The sequence below is a fragment of the Bizionia hallyeonensis genome, assembly GCF_042657385.1.
Lineage (GTDB): Bacteria > Bacteroidota > Bacteroidia > Flavobacteriales > Flavobacteriaceae > Algorimicrobium > Algorimicrobium hallyeonense.
Map to the genome: position 1 here is coordinate 939626 of NZ_JBHSLA010000001.1, position 16067 is coordinate 955692.

General features: G+C 33.9%; 16 protein-coding genes. 1 reads left to right on the forward strand and 15 read right to left on the reverse strand.

All coding sequences use genetic code 11. From position 1 onward, the window contains the following. The first annotated feature begins 46 nt into the window (after window positions 1-46). On the forward strand, window positions 47-757 hold the full coding sequence (locus tag ACFPH8_RS04285) for a porin family protein (protein ID WP_376858742.1): 711 nt from the start codon (window positions 47-49) through the stop codon (window positions 755-757). Here the strand turns inward: ACFPH8_RS04285 and ACFPH8_RS04290 are convergent. The 15 genes from ACFPH8_RS04290 to rpsB form a co-directional block, all read right to left on the reverse strand. After that, window positions 752-1357, reverse strand: a complete 606-nt coding sequence (locus ACFPH8_RS04290) for a hypothetical protein (RefSeq protein ID WP_376858744.1) — start codon at window positions 1355-1357, stop codon at window positions 752-754. The two genes, ACFPH8_RS04285 and ACFPH8_RS04290, sit on opposite strands and share 6 nt — an antisense overlap. After that, window positions 1357-2817: an RNA polymerase factor sigma-54 gene (gene rpoN / locus ACFPH8_RS04295; RefSeq protein ID WP_376858746.1), complete on the reverse strand. Its 1461-nt coding sequence runs from the start codon at window positions 2815-2817 to the stop codon at window positions 1357-1359. The genes ACFPH8_RS04290 and rpoN overlap by 1 nt, the downstream gene beginning before the upstream one ends. A 174-nt stretch (window positions 2818-2991) precedes the next feature. Continuing rightward, window positions 2992-4425, reverse strand: a complete 1434-nt coding sequence (asnS, locus tag ACFPH8_RS04300) for an asparagine--tRNA ligase (protein ID WP_376858748.1) — start codon at window positions 4423-4425, stop codon at window positions 2992-2994. An 81-nt stretch (window positions 4426-4506) separates the two neighbouring features. Further along, a complete protein-coding gene (locus tag ACFPH8_RS04305; RefSeq protein ID WP_376858750.1) occupies window positions 4507-6933 on the reverse strand; it encodes an efflux RND transporter permease subunit in 2427 nt (808 codons plus the stop codon). Between the two features lie 59 nt (window positions 6934-6992). Next, the gene (locus ACFPH8_RS04310; RefSeq protein WP_376858752.1) at window positions 6993-8222 is read right to left on the reverse strand and encodes a hypothetical protein; all 1230 of its coding nucleotides are present in this window, start codon (window positions 8220-8222) and stop codon (window positions 6993-6995) included. Between the two features lie 105 nt (window positions 8223-8327). Beyond that, window positions 8328-8882, reverse strand: a complete 555-nt coding sequence (gene frr / locus ACFPH8_RS04315) for a ribosome recycling factor (protein ID WP_248397543.1) — start codon at window positions 8880-8882, stop codon at window positions 8328-8330. Between the two features lie 63 nt (window positions 8883-8945). Continuing rightward, window positions 8946-9653: a UMP kinase gene (gene pyrH, locus ACFPH8_RS04320; protein WP_376858754.1), complete on the reverse strand. Its 708-nt coding sequence runs from the start codon at window positions 9651-9653 to the stop codon at window positions 8946-8948. Window positions 9654-9819: 166 nt separating this feature from the next. Beyond that, window positions 9820-10416 carry a DUF6705 family protein gene (locus ACFPH8_RS04325; RefSeq protein WP_376858756.1) on the reverse strand — a complete coding sequence of 199 codons (597 nt, stop codon included), beginning with the start codon at window positions 10414-10416 and terminating at the stop codon, window positions 9820-9822. Window positions 10417-10461: 45 nt separating this feature from the next. Continuing rightward, the gene (locus tag ACFPH8_RS04330) at window positions 10462-11079 is read right to left on the reverse strand and encodes a DUF6705 family protein (protein ID WP_376858758.1); all 618 of its coding nucleotides are present in this window, start codon (window positions 11077-11079) and stop codon (window positions 10462-10464) included. Between the two features lie 124 nt (window positions 11080-11203). Beyond that, window positions 11204-11782 (reverse strand): DUF6705 family protein, encoded by a 579-nt coding sequence (locus ACFPH8_RS04335; protein WP_376858760.1) that lies wholly within the window; start codon window positions 11780-11782, stop codon window positions 11204-11206. Between the two features lie 79 nt (window positions 11783-11861). Then, a complete protein-coding gene (locus tag ACFPH8_RS04340) occupies window positions 11862-12275 on the reverse strand; it encodes a hypothetical protein (RefSeq protein WP_376858762.1) in 414 nt (137 codons plus the stop codon). An 18-nt stretch (window positions 12276-12293) separates the two neighbouring features. Further along, a complete protein-coding gene (locus ACFPH8_RS04345) occupies window positions 12294-13664 on the reverse strand; it encodes a glycoside hydrolase family 19 protein (protein WP_376858764.1) in 1371 nt (456 codons plus the stop codon). After that, a complete protein-coding gene (locus ACFPH8_RS04350) occupies window positions 13654-13872 on the reverse strand; it encodes a hypothetical protein (protein WP_376858766.1) in 219 nt (72 codons plus the stop codon). The genes ACFPH8_RS04345 and ACFPH8_RS04350 overlap by 11 nt, the downstream gene beginning before the upstream one ends. A 277-nt stretch (window positions 13873-14149) precedes the next feature. Next, window positions 14150-15115 (reverse strand): translation elongation factor Ts, encoded by a 966-nt coding sequence (gene tsf, locus ACFPH8_RS04355; protein ID WP_376858768.1) that lies wholly within the window; start codon window positions 15113-15115, stop codon window positions 14150-14152. Window positions 15116-15214: 99 nt separating this feature from the next. Next, window positions 15215-15988: a 30S ribosomal protein S2 gene (gene rpsB, locus ACFPH8_RS04360; protein ID WP_376858770.1), complete on the reverse strand. Its 774-nt coding sequence runs from the start codon at window positions 15986-15988 to the stop codon at window positions 15215-15217. Between the last annotated feature and the right edge of the window lie 79 nt (window positions 15989-16067).

Here is a 16067-nt window from a genome sequence, read left to right on the forward strand (position 1 = left end):
ACGCCTTTTTTTGTAAATTATACCCGACACTTTTTTTAATGCATTCATGAAAAACCGCCTTTTTTTTTTAATTCTTTTTACGTCACTGCACATGATGTTTTCGCAGGTGGAAGAACAAGTACAGGACTCTTTAGTTCAAGAAGTAGATTGCAAATATCGGGAAGATCAGTTCTATTTAGGTATTACCTATAACCTGGTAGGCAATAGGCCAGAAGGTGTATCTCAAAGTGGTTTTTCAAGTGGTTTTCATTTGGGGTTTATTCGGGATATACCTATTAACAAACGTCGTAATGTGGCATTTGGAGTAGGTTTAGGGTTGTCTTCTAACTCCTTTAATCATAATTTTTTAATTACCAAAGATGCTTCTGGTAATTTGGATTATCTGGTGTTGGATAAAAGTGATATTAATTATAGTAAAAATAAGTTCACTACGTATATGGTAGAAATGCCATTACAACTGCGTTGGCGAACCTCTACAGCTGAAGAATATAAATTTTGGCGCATATACACAGGTATTAATGTAGGTTATGTATTATACAATTCCTCTAAATTTCGTGGTGATTTGGGAACTATTAAAAATAGTAAAATTGATTCCTTTAACGATTTTCAATACGGTCTTACTATGAGTGCAGGATATAATACCTGGAATATATTTGTGTATTATGGTTTGAACCCTATTTTCAATAATGCACGAGTAAATAATGAGTCGGTTGATATGAACGCCGTTAAAGTGGGACTCATATTTTATATTCTATAACCAATAATTCACTAGTATTATTTGAGGAACAAGGCCAATGAATATGCCTGTAATTAATTCAGGATAGGTATGTGCCTTTACATGTAATCTAGAAGTGGCTATAGCGCCCATGAGGATGGCCATTAATGCCAACGTGCCATTAATATTTATACTGAAATGAATACTTAAGGCCAAGTAAAACATAAACACCCCAGATACAGCCATCATATGAATACTAGCTTTAAATTTTAGGACAGCTAAAATGAGGCAACTTAAAGTGGAAAGTAATATACCTACAAAAAAGTAGTACAATTCTATTATTTCATGACTCGGTAAAACGCGAATAACAATTAAGAGTGTTATGATAGCGTTTAAAATAAGCGGCAAAATGCGCTCTTTTGTAGATTGTAAATAAATAGAATCCGTTTTACCTAAAGACTTTAATAAGAAATATAACAAAATAGGCAGTAAGATGGTAAGTATAAATAAGGAAACCACTTTTGCTTGAATGATTTCCATAGGTAAATACCTTGGTGATTTTGAAAAATAGAAAATTACACCAAGCAATGGCATCACTATAGGGTGGAAAATAAACGAAACACTTCTTAATATAAAGTTCATTAGATTTTCTTTCGTAACCTAGCCACAGGAATGTCTAATTGTTCACGGTATTTAGCAACGGTTCGTCTGGCAATAGGATAGCCTTTTTCTTTGAGAATTTTGGCTAACGCATCATCCGTCATCGGTTTGCGTTTGTTTTCTTCCTCAATAACCGTTTCCAATATTTTTTTAATTTCACGGGTTGAAACCTCTTCACCTTGATCGTTGGTCATGGACTCCGAAAAGAATTCCTTAATCAATTTTGTTCCATACGGTGTATCCACATATTTACTGTTTGCTACACGCGAAACGGTTGATACATCCATTTCAATTTCGTCAGCTATATCTTTTAAGATCATTGGGCGTAATTTGCGCTCATCACCTGTTAAGAAGTACTCTTTTTGGTAATGCATAATAGAACTCATGGTAACAAATAACGTTTGTTGACGTTGCCTAATAGCTTCTATAAACCATTTGGCTGCATCCAATTTTTGTTTGATAAACTGAACGGCATCTTTTTGTGATTTAGATTTCTCCTTACTTTCCTTATAGCCTTTCATCATGTTGCTATACTCGCGCGAAACGTGTAATTCAGGCGCATTTCGGCCATTAAGTGTTAACTCGAGTTCGCCGTCCACAATACGAATCGCAAAATCGGGTACCACATGTTCCACTATGCGGTTATTTCCTGCATAAGATCCACCAGGTTTTGGGTTTAAATGCTCAATCACATGAATGGCATCCTTTAGTTGTATCTCTGTAATATCAAACTTTTGAATTAGTTTTTTGTAGTGTTTCTTGGTGAATTGTTCAAAGGCAGTGTCAATAATTTCAATGGCCAATTCTACATCTGGATTTTTTTGTTTTCTATGCAATTGAATGCTTAAACATTCTTGCAAATTACGCGCACCAACACCTGCAGGATCCAATTGATGGACCACTTTTAATACGGCTTCAATTTTATCTTCTGTGGTGTACACATTTTGTGTAAAGGCTAAATCGTCTGTAATATCTATTAATTCCCGTCGGATATAACCACTTTCATCAACACTTCCTACTAAAAACTCCGCTATTTCACGCTCTTCGTCATTTAAACGAAACGTGTTTAACTGGTTTTTTAAATGTTGCGTAAAGGAGGTTCCTGCGGCATACGGCATGGTCTTTTCCTCATCATCAGCACTGTAATTATTAGCTTGGGTACGGTAATCGGGAACTTCGTCATCACTTAAGTACTCATCAACATTAATGTCTTCGGTGTTGATGGTTTCAGTATCATCATAATCGTCTTGACTGTTGTCAAAATCATCATCGTACTCATTTTCTAAAGACTCTTTACCACTTTCAAGTGCTGGGTTTTCTTCTAACTCTTGTTTTAAGCGTTGCTCAAATGCCTGCGTAGGTAACTGAATCAATTTCATTAATTGAATCTGCTGCGGCGAAAGCTTCTGTGATAATTTAAATTGTAAAAATTGCTTGAGCATGCGTGTGTTTTGGGTTTCTATAAAAATAAAAAAAACAATCTACATTTATGGATTAACGCAGATTGTTTTATAAAATTATTTTGAGTTCAATTTTATAACGAAGTCTTTAAAAATAAGATTAGCTACGCTGAATCTGAAGATTTCTTCGCTTTGTTCTGAATGACATACCTAAATTTAAAACTCCGCATTTTGAGGTGTTCTTGGAAATGGAATCACGTCGCGAATGTTACCCATTCCTGTTGCAAACATGACCAAACGCTCAAAGCCTAAACCAAAACCGGAATGTACGGCAGTTCCGTATTTACGCAAATCTAAATACCACCATAATTCCTCTTCGTCAATATCTAGGGCTTTCATTTTTTCTTTTAAAACGTCCAAACGTTCCTCACGTTGCGAGCCACCAACCATTTCTCCAATACCAGGAAATAAGATGTCCATGGCACGAACCGTTTTTCCATCTTCATTTAAACGCATATAGAATGCTTTAATGTTTGCCGGATAATCAAATAAGATAACAGGACATTTAAAGTGTTTCTCAACTAAAAAGCGTTCGTGCTCACTTTGTAAATCAGCACCCCATTCTTCAATAATATAGTTGAATTTCTTTTTCTTGTTAGGCTTGCTATTTCTTAAAATATCAATAGCTTCCGTATAACTTACACGTTTAAAATTATTATCAACCACAAATTTAATTTTCTCAATAAGCGACATTTCGGAGCGCTCTGCTTGTGGTTTTGTTTTTTCTTCGTCTAAAAGACGTTGGTCCAAAAACTCTAAATCTTCTTTATTATGCTCTAAAATGTAGCTTAAAACGGATTTCATAAAATCTTCAGCTAAATCCATATTGCCATCTAAATCCATAAAAGCGACTTCTGGTTCAATCATCCAGAATTCGGCCAAATGGCGTGACGTGTTGGAATTTTCAGCTCTAAAGGTAGGACCAAATGTATACACTTTACCTAGAGACATGGCGTAGGTTTCAGCTTCTAACTGACCAGAAACCGTTAAGTTAGTTTCTTTTCCAAAGAAATCTTTGGAGTAATCCACTTTACCATCGTCTGTTAATGGTGGATTTTTAGGATCTAAACCGGTTACTCGAAACATTTCGCCAGCACCTTCGGCATCACTCCCTGTAATAATTGGTGTGTGCATATAGTAAAAGCCATTTTCATTAAAATACTTATGAATGGCAAATGATAAGGATGAACGCAAACGCATAACGGCCCCAAAAGTGTTTGTACGGGTGCGTAAATGGGCATTTTCTCTTAAAAACTCGAAGGAGTGTTTTTTAGGTTGAATTGGGTAACTTTCCGGATCCGAATCGCCTAAAATTTCAATTTTTTTCACTTGAATTTCTAAACTTTGACCTTGCCCTTGACTTTCCGTTAATTCACCGGTAATGGAAACAGCAGCACCTGTTGTAATACGCTTTAATAGCGTTTCTTCTGTTTCTTCAAAATTAACAACACATTGGATATTATGTAAGGTGGAGCCATCATTTAAGGCTATAAATCGTTTGGATCGGAAACTTCTTACCCATCCTTTAATAGTAACTTCTTGAAGGGTGTTTCCTTTTTTTAATAATTCAGCAACGGTTTGCATTTTCATTTTTATAAAAAATTAGAGGGTACAAAGATACTAGTTTTACAAGTCAAAAATCAAATGCAATTTTTGAAATTGTTTCGCTATTTATTTTAAGCCAGAAGCATTTTTTTCGATGGCATCTTCTTCATCATCATAATCATCATCTGGAATAATATTGATACTTGGTTCTTTTAAATCTTCTTTATTGGCAATACTTCGTTCCAAGGATAATAAAAGGGACGGTAATAATAATAGGTTGGATAGCATAGCAAACAAGAGTGTTGCAGATACTAATGCGCCTAGTGCAACAGTTCCACCAAAACTAGAAATGGTAAATACAGAGAACCCGAAAAACAATACAATGGAGGTGTAAAACATACTTACACCAGCTTCACGTAAAGCGGCATAAACAGATTTCTTGATTTTCCAGTTATTGGCTTGAAGTTCTTGTCTGTATTTTGCCAAAAAGTGAATGGTATCATCCACCGAAATACCAAACGCAATACTAAATACTAAAATAGTTGATGGTTTTATTGGGACACCTAAATAACCCATTAATCCTGCCGTAATGACCAAAGGCAATAGGTTTGGGATTAATGATACAATAATCATTTTAAAGGATCGGAACATATATGCCATTAAAAGAGAAATCAATAAAATGGCTAATGATAATGAAATAGCTAAGTTTTTAACCAAGAACTTGGTTCCTTTCAAGAAAACAAGTGCTTTACCGGTTATGGTGACTTCATATTTTTCTTCAGGGAATGTTTTATCTATTTCGGTTTGAAGATTTTCCTCAATTCGTTCCATTTTATCCGTGCCAATATCCTTCATGAAGGTTGTGATACGGGCGTATTGACCTGTACTGTCTACAAAACTTTTTAATAGATTAACATTGGAAGACGAATTTTTTATATACGATGAAATAAATAAATTTTCCTGACTCGTCGGTAATTGATAATATTTTGGATTTCCATTTGTATAGGCTTGTTTCGCATATTTTGCTAACCCTACAATAGAAATTGGTTTTGATAATTCGGGTGTTTCTAGGATGAGCTGTTCTAATTCATCCATACGTTTTAGCGTGGCCAATTTAGTTGCGCCTTTTTTACGTTTGGTATCCACTAAAATTTCCAAAGGCATAATACCACTAAACTCTTCTTCAAAAAAGCGGATGTCCTCGAAGAATTCAGCTTCCTTGGACATATCTTCAATCAGACTACCAGAAATTTTTATCTGATAAATACCAATCATACTTACAACGAGTAAAACAATGGCTGTAATGTAAATGGTAATACGGCGTTCTTTTACCATACGCTCCATCCAATTTACAAAACCACCAATCCAACGCTTGTTTAAATGTTCTAGATGTCTATCTTTTGGATAGGGTAGAAAGGTGTAAATAATAGGGATTATAAGAAGGCATAAAATAAAAATAGCAATAATACTCAAGGAAGCTACAATACCAAACTCTTTTAATAGGGTGCTTTCTGTTAAAATAAAGGTAGCAAATCCAGATGCCGTTGTTAAGTTAGTTAATAACGTGGCATTTCCAACTTTGGTAATAACACGTTGAAGGGACCGAACTTTGTTTCCATGCAGTTTAACTTCAAGTTGATATTTGTTAATTAAGAAAATGCAGTTTGGAATTCCGATAACGATAATTAAAGGCGGAATTAAAGCTGTTAAAACCGTAATCTCGTAATTCAGAAGCCCAATGATACCAAAGGTCCACATAACACCTAAACAAACAACGAGCATGGATATGAGCGTTGCTCTAAAGGACCTGAAAAACAAAAAGAAGATTAGCGACGTTACTAAAAGCGCACCAGCAATAAAAATACCTATTTCGTCTACAATGTTTTGGGCATTTAAGGTCCGTACATATGGCATACCAGAAACCCGAACGTCCATATTGGTTTTTTCCTCAAACGCTTTAATTATTGGAATTAGCTCATCAAAAACAAAATCCTTACGTGCTGCTGTATTTACAATAGCTTTATTCATGTAAATAGCCGTTCGGATTGTTTTGGTTTCTTTATTAAACAAGAAATTATCGTAGAATGGGTACTGGTTGAAGAGCTCGTTTTGAAGGGTGTCAATTTGTGATAACGAATGAATGGAGTCTTTAATAAACGGTTCTAATCCAAAGCGTTCATTAACATCATCTTTAACAAGCTTTTGTAAATCTTTTAAAGAAATGACAGCATCAACCGCATCAAAGGATTTAAAACGATCGGATAAAGCGTTCCAAGCGTTCATGTTTTCAACGGTAAATAAAGTTGAATCTTTAATACCAAGAACAATCAGGTTGCCTTCTTCACCAAAAATATCAAGAAAGTTTTGATATACAACATTTACCTCATGATCATCGGGTAGCAGGTTGGCCTCGGTGTAAGTAAAACGCATGTTTTTCCACTGCAGGCTAAAAAAGATAGTTACTGCAAGGATACTAATAAGAATACCGATTTTGTTCCGCAAAATAAGTCGCGCAACAACATCCCAGAAATTTTTTGAAAATAATTTAAACATACGCTATTAAAAACAGGCGCAAAGGTAAGGAAAAGCGATGTATTACAGATGATATTGCTTTATAATGTCACGTTAAAAGTGAACTTTACCGCAATATTGTCTTCAAATTCAGGTAAATGGTAGCCACCATAGCGATAGGTGCCACTTAAACCAAAACCAAAAAGGAGTTTGTTAATTTCAAAACCAGACTCCGTATACCCTTTATCTAGTGTGCCGAAGGTAATACCTTGGTGCTTATCAATATTATTCATATTTCCAATGGCAAATCGAGATATTAAAACCAATTGTGGCTTAAAGCGACTAGCAATTTGGAAGGGTTTAAAGTAATGGCGAAATTGAACGGTTGTAAACTTATCTGAAAAGAATTCGTTAAAAAACATGGTTTCAAAACTATCAATGCCAGCAACTGAAAATCGCTGTAAAATAGTTTCTTTATTAATGTTATTTGGGTAGGCGTGATATAAATGCGATAATGGCGCATTACCGTTGGCATATCCTGCGGTTAGTACAAATCGCGTAAAGGATTCCGGTTGGTGTTTTATTTCATAAAGGGTGCGAAAATCAATTTTCGAAAAATTTAATTCACTTTTAAAAACACCGCTAACCGCTTGAGTAAATTGAAGTGAAAATTTAGGGAAACCTACTGTTGTTTCTCTTAACCGGTTCTTTACTAATGTGTACTCGCTAAACGGATTGAATTGAAAGGAAATAATAGCGGTACTTAAATTGAATTCCGAATAAGTATTGCCACCATCCAAATATTGATAATTATAAGTTGGGTTGATGTTGCTGACCGCAAACTGTAATTCCGAAAGGATTTTTGGTGTTAAAGCATGCTCAATGGAAACGGATTGTTTTATGAATTTATAGAATAAATCTATATTCAACAATCGGGGTTCAAAAAAGCTAAAGAAGCGCTTATCGGTTAAGAATTTGGAGCTACCTGTTTCTTGCAAATCGTCGGTATAATTAACATTTAACCAAGTTTGACCATTGGCATTTAATCGCGCACTACCACCAATACCGTATTTAAAGCGATTATCACGAAATCCATAAGCAACATAGCTACGCACGCGGTATTTTTCAGAAAACCCATCGTTTGTTACACCTCCAAAGCCCGTTCGGAATCCTTCGTATTGATTATATTTTATAAGATAACGCAGATCTATATCAAAGTACTTGGTTGGAAAAAAGCCATTACCCAGTTGCCTTAATAAATCTCTTTTTTTTATGGAATCTCGCTGAACAACAACCGTGTCTTTAGATGCAATAGGTGTTTGAGACTGCACACGCAAAACACATAGAATACAAAAAACAGTTAGAAAATATTTCCACATGAATAGTTGGCACGTTAATTCTATTAAAAAAGCGACGTTTTGTGTCGCTTTTTAAATTTAAACAGTCATTATTTCTTTCTCCTTGACCTCAAAAATACTGTCTATTTTCATAACGTATTTATCGGTCATCTTTTGAATATCCGTTTCAGCATTTTTCTGAAGATCTTCAGAGGTGTCCTCAAGATTTTTAATATCTGTATTGGCATCTTTTCTAGCACTTCTAATACTTACTTTAGCATCTTCTGTTTCAGCTTTTGCCTGTTTGGCTAGATTAATTCTGCGTTCTTCCGTTAATGGTGGCACGTTTATAATAATCGTATCGCCATTATTCATTGGGTTAAAACCCAAGTTAGCATGCATAATACCACGTTCAATTTCTTGAAGCATATTTTTTTCCCATGGCTGAACGGTAATGGTTCTACCATCTGGTGTGTTTACATTGGCTACTTGGCTTAAAGGTGTTTGAGATCCGTAATAATCTACCATAACACTACCAAGCATGGCTGGACTGGCTTTACCAGCTCTAATATTTACTAATTGTTTTTCTAAATGCTTAATTGCCGCATCCATAGACTCTTTTGCCGAGTCTAATATAAATTGAATGTCTTCCATCTTTAAAGAATTTTATAAGTTTTAAACGTGTTTCAAAAAACAAGCCAAACCGTAAATGTAATATTATAAATTGACTTTTGTGCCAATATTTTCGCCAGAAACCACTTTTAATAAATTGCCTTTTTTATTCATATCAAAAACAATAATTGGCAATTCGTTTTCCTGACTTAGGGTAAAAGCAGTTGTATCCATAACCTTTAATCCTTTTCGTAACACATCATCAAAGGTGATATGATCGAATTTAATGGCTTGCGAATCTTTTTCAGGATCTGCTGTATAAATACCATCTACACGTGTGCCTTTTAAAATAACATCGGCTTCAATTTCAATAGCTCTTAAAACGGCTGCTGAATCGGTAGTAAAATACGGATTTCCAGTTCCACCTCCAAAAATAACAACACGACCTTTTTCTAAATGACGCATAGCTTTTCTTCGGATAAAAGGTTCAGCAACTTGCTCAATATGAATAGCGGTTTGCAAACGTGTTGGTACATCTGCATTTTCTAGAGCACTCTGTAGTGCTAAACCATTTATAACTGTTGCTAACATACCCATGTGGTCACCTTGAACACGATCCATACCGTTGCTAGCACCTGCAACACCTCTAAAAATATTTCCGCCACCAATAACAATGGCAACTTGAATTCCTAAATCTGTAATTTCTTTTATGTCAGTCGCGTATTCTGCTAAACGAACGGGATCAATTCCGTATTGGCGATTACCCATTAATGCTTCGCCTGATAATTTTAAAAGAATTCTTTTGTATTTCATGTGCTGTTTTAGATATATGCGCTTCTCACGATTATGGGAATTGCGGTTTTGCAAAGCTACATAATTTTTTTATTTTTTGAATTGCGAAATTTTAGAGGAATTATAAAAAACCTCCCAAGATTTTTGGAAGGTTAATTGGTGTCTGAAGATGTATTGAAGCACAATTTTATTGTCTTACCAAAACGTAGTCTCCATAAGGCACTCTTGGTTCTGTTGGCGCACCTTCTGGTATTGCTCTTGTTCCTATACTAACTAGCTTTGCTTCAATTTTTTCTATACCATTTTCTTTAATATACCTAATTGCTAAATAGCTGCTCAAATGTTTTCTGTTTGGATCTGGATCATCGAAAAACATTAAAACTCGCCTTTCTGTTGGAGTACATGCTGAACAACTTGGCCTATTGTTTTTATATATTATTTCATTTCCTGCTATACTATGGTAATATGGGTCTGCAATATTTAAATCTAGTAAAGTATTTACAATTTCTCTCCCATTCACTGTATAACTATATTCGCCTATTAGTAAATCTTCATACCATTCATCGTTATAAACTTGTACTTTTTTTTGAAAAATAACAGTTAGAGAGGTGTTACCGTTAGTATATACCCAAGTACCAACAAATTTATTTAGTTCGTTGTTTAAATCTTTGTAATAAGCGCCATTTACAAATTCGTTTCTATCATCTAAAGAAATTATAGGTGTTTGTGCTTTACAAGCTAATGTCGAAATACTTAAGGTTATTATAAATATTATATTTTTCATACCTATAATACCAAGGCTAATAACTAGCCTTGGCGTAATTTGTTTTTATTGTTTATATAAGATTAATTCTCTTCTTAATGGTAGCCTATCATCTGTGGGTTGCCCTTCTGGATACAAACCCATATCTGACATTTTAATACGAACTATTATATGCTCTGGTGTTCCAGATTGTTGTGCGGGAACATGCCTGATTATCATATTATAATCAAAATAGTCGCGCGCTGGGTCTTGAATAGATACTTCCACACGACGCTCATCTGGCAAGCAGTCATTACAAACGGGTACATGCGTGGCTTCCATTATATAATTACCGTATATTAAATGCTCCGAAACATCCGTGTAAGCAAATATATTACTTAAAGTATTAACTACTTGAACATTGTTGGCATTAACATATTGGTATTCGCCGTAAAGCACATCCTCCAAATATGATACATTCGAATATGACACCAAATCTTGTTCTTTTTTCATTAATTGTATTTTAAGTATTTCATTATTATTTTCAAATAACCAAACACCTTCTAATTTGCCTAAATCATTATTGGTGTCTTGATAGTAAATTCCGTTAGTAATATTACCATACTTTTCAATAAGCGGTACTTGTGCTTTACAAGTACTCATTGAAAAAAGAAATAAGAGTATTATATAAATTGGTGTTTTCATGTTTTGAAAATGTAGACTTGGGTTTCAGTGTAAGATAGTAGTAATTTTTTGAAATTAAATAAACCTCTCCGAATTTGGAGAGGTTTTGTGGGTTTGATATTGTTTATATTTGTTGAATTATGATTTATTGTTTTGTTAATAAAATACCGTTTTCAGGCAGTACTTGATTGGCCCAACCTGTTTGACATTGGCTATACTTTTCATGATTTGATCCTAATGATAAAAACAATTGGGTATTATTATTTTTTAACGTCACATATACTTCGCCATTTTGCCCACAAAAATAGTCTTCACCACTATAATAGAATTCATAAGATAAACCACTGCCTGAAAATTGTCTAAAAACTACACCTTGGCATGGGGCATTTTCATCTGGTAATGATCTTGTATCTTCAATGACATTAAAGTTGCTAGCATCTAGAATTAAATATTTCATTACCAAAACATCAATATCTATATTGTACTGTTCATCAAATACAATCGTTTTTTCAGTAATTATAAATGTATATTCTTTATTGTTGGTATTACCGGTCCATGTACCTACATAGTCATCTAAAACATGATTTACATCTTTTATATAGGTGGTTACACCTTCTTCAACATTCTCGAAATTATTAACTACTTGCTCCACGGGGATTATTTGTGCTTTGCAAGAGATGGTTGTAAGAATAAATACTATTACTAAATAAATTGGTGATTTCATTTATTTCTGTTAAAACTAATGTTGGTAAGGTATAAAAACAGCAGAAATTAAGAGTTTCTGCTGTTTCTACTTACTTTATTTATTGCTTTGTATAAATTTCAAGTTTTCCACTTTCAGTTGTGATGGATAATGTTTTAACACCATTATCATCTGTATGAATATTATTTATTACATCACAAACAAAATCATTGGAACTAATATCTCTTTTCAAATATACATCAAAGCCATTATTTATATTTGAACCACAAGACATGGTAAGAGCGTAATTATAGGTGCCATCCTGAAGTACATTCCCTATATATTCTTTTTGTACGCCATTGCTAGTAAATTCAATTTTGTAATCTAAATCATCATTAGAAATCCAAGTACCAATGATTTCATTTCCCCAATTAGGTTGTGAAATAGGTGGTAATACTTGTGCCTTGCAACTATATGAAATTACCATTAATAATAGTAATTTTAATATTTTTGAAACTCTTTTATTATTTTTCATCATTTTTATTTTTAAAGTTTACAAACAATTTATTGAATCTTTCGCTTTTTGAAAACGCTCCTTTCTGTCAGTTAATCCTTTCTTACTTTTGCCATTTATTTTTACAGTTACATTATCTACAGTTGTACTACTATCAATATTTATCTCATTAATGACTCTAGTTTTGTAATACCATAATCCACTTAATACAGCTAGTGTGTCGTTGCTTGCAATTATTTCAGGCTCTGTTACAGGGTCAATATCTGGATTATAATTATTATTATACCATGTTTTAAAAGCTGTATAATTATCTTTCCATGTTAGTTGGAAAATACCTCTCCCTCTATATTTATAACCATCCCCACTAGCTACATCCCTATTACCATATTTACAACACATTGCAACATTAGCCACTCCAGAAGAATTTTGTAAATAATCCGGAGCAAAATATATATTTTCATTTAAAGAAGCTTGTAGAGAGTCCATAGTAAACCAAGAATATGTCCCAGCTAATTTACTCGCTGTAGTCCAATAAGTGCTTTCTGTTACATTCAATGTATTAAATCCTCCCGTTTCATGTCCAGCTTGACTTAAAAAGTGCCATAAATCTTCATCACTATTGATACCAAAATCTTTTCCTTTATCATTAATTATTGAGGCTAACAATTCTGCATTTGTATCAGATATATTAGGAAATATTTTTTTTAATTCATCCTTGGATGTATTACAATCATCCTCTTCACCCTCATCATTGCTATCAATCGGAGGCTCTAATTCAGGACAAAACTTACAAGTAACAGGCGTTGTTGATCCACTTTGAGTACCGCCTCCATGATTAGGATTACTATTTGGATTTGTTGGGTTATAATCTGGAGGATTTCCGCCGTTGCTTGGACCGCCACCTCCATCACCACAAGGAACTAAAGTAGGTAAAAGAACGTAACCGCCATTTGTAGCCATATCGGTTGTGCCCCAATAATCACATTCATTTCCTTGAGCAAAAGTGTGTTTTGTACTCTGACACCTAGTTCCCTCTTGATAAGTCCATAAATCTTCGTAACACGCACCATTATAATAGTATTTACCGAATATATCACCAACTAATTCATCTGCATTTAGTTCAATATACGTTATCTTATTTTCAACGTTTATTTGCTGTCTGAAATTATGGGCTGTAATGTCTTCAGCGGTAAATTCGTATTGAACTAAATAGGCTGTATAGGTGCTGTCTACTTCCTCAATTAACCAAAGGTTTTCTAAAAAACCATTATCTTCCTCCCTGTAAACTGGAAATATATAAGAGTATTTTATACCATCAAAGATTTCTTTACAATAGTCTGTATTTATAGTGAATCCATTTTCTTCACTATAAACTTCGCGACCATTAATAGATGTTGCTTTAGATTGCACTTTTAATTTTTTCCAATTTGGTAAGTAAACTTTTCTTTTCAAGAATTTTATCCTTACGTAACGTAGTAATTTTAAAATCCGATTCTGTTTTTGAACTTTCATTTGATTGATTCGTAAAATCATCTTTCTGGCAACTGGCCACAATTAATGAAATTCCGAAGAGCAGAATTCCCAATTTTAAATAGTTTGTGATTTGGGTTTGTTTCATAGGTTAAACTGGTTTAAAGTTAGTAAAAAATGATAAAATTCTGTTTGAAATAACCGATTAAGATTTAGGGTATCTAACCAAATTATTTCTTAACAATTCAAACCTACCAAAAAAAAAAACGAATAGAACAAGCTTTTTTGGTGAATTATGTGCCGTTTATCGAAAATCCAAAAAACCGTTACGGTTTTCTCTATGGTGGTCATTTTAATAAAAAATGGTATAAAAAAAAGCCTCTCAAATAATTGAGAGGCTTTAGTATATGCTTGATAATTTTAAATTATCCTACAGAAACACGTTTGAAATCTGTAATGGCAACATCGCCAAAAGACTCTACATATTGTGCAACTGTTTGCTTATCATCTTTAATAAAACGCTGATCTAATAAACATTGTTCTTGATCTAACGTCGTATTATCTGAAATAAAACGCTCCATTTTACCTGGAAGAATTTTATCCCAAATTTGTTCTGGTTTACCTTCCGCTTTTAATTCTGCTTTCGCATCTTCTTCTGCTTGGGCTAAAACTTCTGGCGTTAATTGAGCCATAGAAATATATTGAGGTACATTTTTAAGTGTTTTACCTAAACGACCTAATTCAATATTATCTTTTTCAATAACTGCAATACGCGCTTCAGTTTCGGAAGCTACAAAAGCAGGATCGAAATTTTTGTAAGATAATGAGGTTGCTCCCATAGAAGCAACTTGCATAGAAACATCTTTTACTAAAGTTTCAGCATTATCAACTTCTTTTGATAAACCAACTAAAGCTGCAATTTTATTAATGTGAACATATTGTCCAACATAAGGTGCTTCTAATTTTTCGAAACCAGTGATTTCTAATTTTTCACCAACAACACCTGTTTGTTCAACTAATTTTTCAGCAACAGTCATACCTTTAAAATCGGCTGCTAAAAAGTCTTCTTTAGTATTAAAGTTGATAGCAACATCTGCTAACTCATTAGCTAACGCTAAAAAGCTTTCATTTTTTCCAACGAAATCAGTTTCGCAACCTAAAACAAGCGCAACACCAACAGTGTTTGCATCGTTAATTTTAGCTACTGCAGCACCTTCAGAAGAATCTCTGTCGGCCCTTTTTTCTGCTACTTTCTGACCTTTTTTACGTAATACGTCAATTGCTTTATCAAAATCGCCTTCAGCTTCTACTAAAGCTTTTTTGCAGTCCATCATACCTGCACCTGTGGCTTGTCTTAATTTATTTACTTCTGCGGCTGTTACTTTTACCATAGCTTGAAAATGTATTTTAAATTTAAAAAAGTCGTTTAACGTGTTTTCAAAATTGAAACGGTATCAAACGACTTTTCTAGTATTGTTTTACTTAAGTTTTTATTCTTCTTCGTCTTTTACAACTTCTTTTTTAGCTGCTTTTTTTGCTTTTGGTGCATCTTTGTCAGCTTTAGGAGCGTCTTTTTCTGCTTTGCGTTCTGCTAAACCATTTGCAATAGCTGCTGTAACGTGTGTTAACACTTTGTCTATAGATTTTGAAGCATCATCATTTGCAGGGATTACATAATCAACTTGACGTGGGTCAGAGTTGGTATCAACCATAGCAAAAATAGGAATGTTTAATTTTTGAGCTTCTTTAATAGCAATGTGCTCACGCTTAATATCAACAACAAATAATGCTGCTTGTAAACGTGTCATATCTGTAATAGAACCTAAATTCTTTTCTAATTTAGCACGTTGACGATCTACTTGTAAACGTTCTTTTTTAGATAATGAATTGAAAGTACCATCTTTCTTCATTCTATCAATAGTTGCCATTTTTTTAACGGCTTTTCTAATAGTAACAAAGTTTGTAAGCATTCCACCTGGCCATCTTTCAGTGATGTAAGGCATGTTGATATCTGCTGCTTTTTCAGCAACAATATCTTTAGCTTGTTTTTTAGTAGCTACAAATAAAATCTTACGACCAGATGCTGCGATTTTGCTTAACGCGTCGCCTGCTTCTTCTATTTTAGCTGCTGTTTTATAAAGATTGATAATATGGATGCCATTACGCTCCATATATACGTAAGGCGCCATGTTTGGATCCCACTTACGTGTTAGGTGACCGAAGTGTACACCTGCTTCAAGTAATTCTTTTACTTCTACTGCCATTTTGTAATAGTTTACGTTCTGTTGAATTAGCAATGATTTAGTGGTCTTTTTATAATAAAAATTGCCTGAACCATTTAGA

Coding starts and splice junctions, on each gene's coding strand:
- pyrH (WP_376858754.1), bottom strand. CDS start 9,653: ATGAAATACAAAAGAATTCTTTTAAAATTATCAGGCGAAGCATTAATG.
- rpoN (WP_376858746.1), bottom strand. CDS start 2,817: ATGCTCAAGCAATTTTTACAATTTAAATTATCACAGAAGCTTTCGCCG.
- ACFPH8_RS04305 (WP_376858750.1), bottom strand. CDS start 6,933: ATGTTTAAATTATTTTCAAAAAATTTCTGGGATGTTGTTGCGCGACTT.
- ACFPH8_RS04335 (WP_376858760.1), bottom strand. CDS start 11,782: ATGAAATCACCAATTTATTTAGTAATAGTATTTATTCTTACAACCATC.
- ACFPH8_RS04330 (WP_376858758.1), bottom strand. CDS start 11,079: ATGAAAACACCAATTTATATAATACTCTTATTTCTTTTTTCAATGAGT.
- ACFPH8_RS04350 (WP_376858766.1), bottom strand. CDS start 13,872: ATGAAACAAACCCAAATCACAAACTATTTAAAATTGGGAATTCTGCTC.
- frr (WP_248397543.1), bottom strand. CDS start 8,882: ATGGAAGACATTCAATTTATATTAGACTCGGCAAAAGAGTCTATGGAT.
- tsf (WP_376858768.1), bottom strand. CDS start 15,115: ATGGTAAAAGTAACAGCCGCAGAAGTAAATAAATTAAGACAAGCCACA.
- ACFPH8_RS04340 (WP_376858762.1), bottom strand. CDS start 12,275: ATGAAAAATAATAAAAGAGTTTCAAAAATATTAAAATTACTATTATTA.
- ACFPH8_RS04285 (WP_376858742.1), top strand. CDS start 47: ATGAAAAACCGCCTTTTTTTTTTAATTCTTTTTACGTCACTGCACATG.
- ACFPH8_RS04290 (WP_376858744.1), bottom strand. CDS start 1,357: ATGAACTTTATATTAAGAAGTGTTTCGTTTATTTTCCACCCTATAGTG.
- asnS (WP_376858748.1), bottom strand. CDS start 4,425: ATGAAAATGCAAACCGTTGCTGAATTATTAAAAAAAGGAAACACCCTT.
- rpsB (WP_376858770.1), bottom strand. CDS start 15,988: ATGGCAGTAGAAGTAAAAGAATTACTTGAAGCAGGTGTACACTTCGGT.
- ACFPH8_RS04325 (WP_376858756.1), bottom strand. CDS start 10,416: ATGAAAAATATAATATTTATAATAACCTTAAGTATTTCGACATTAGCT.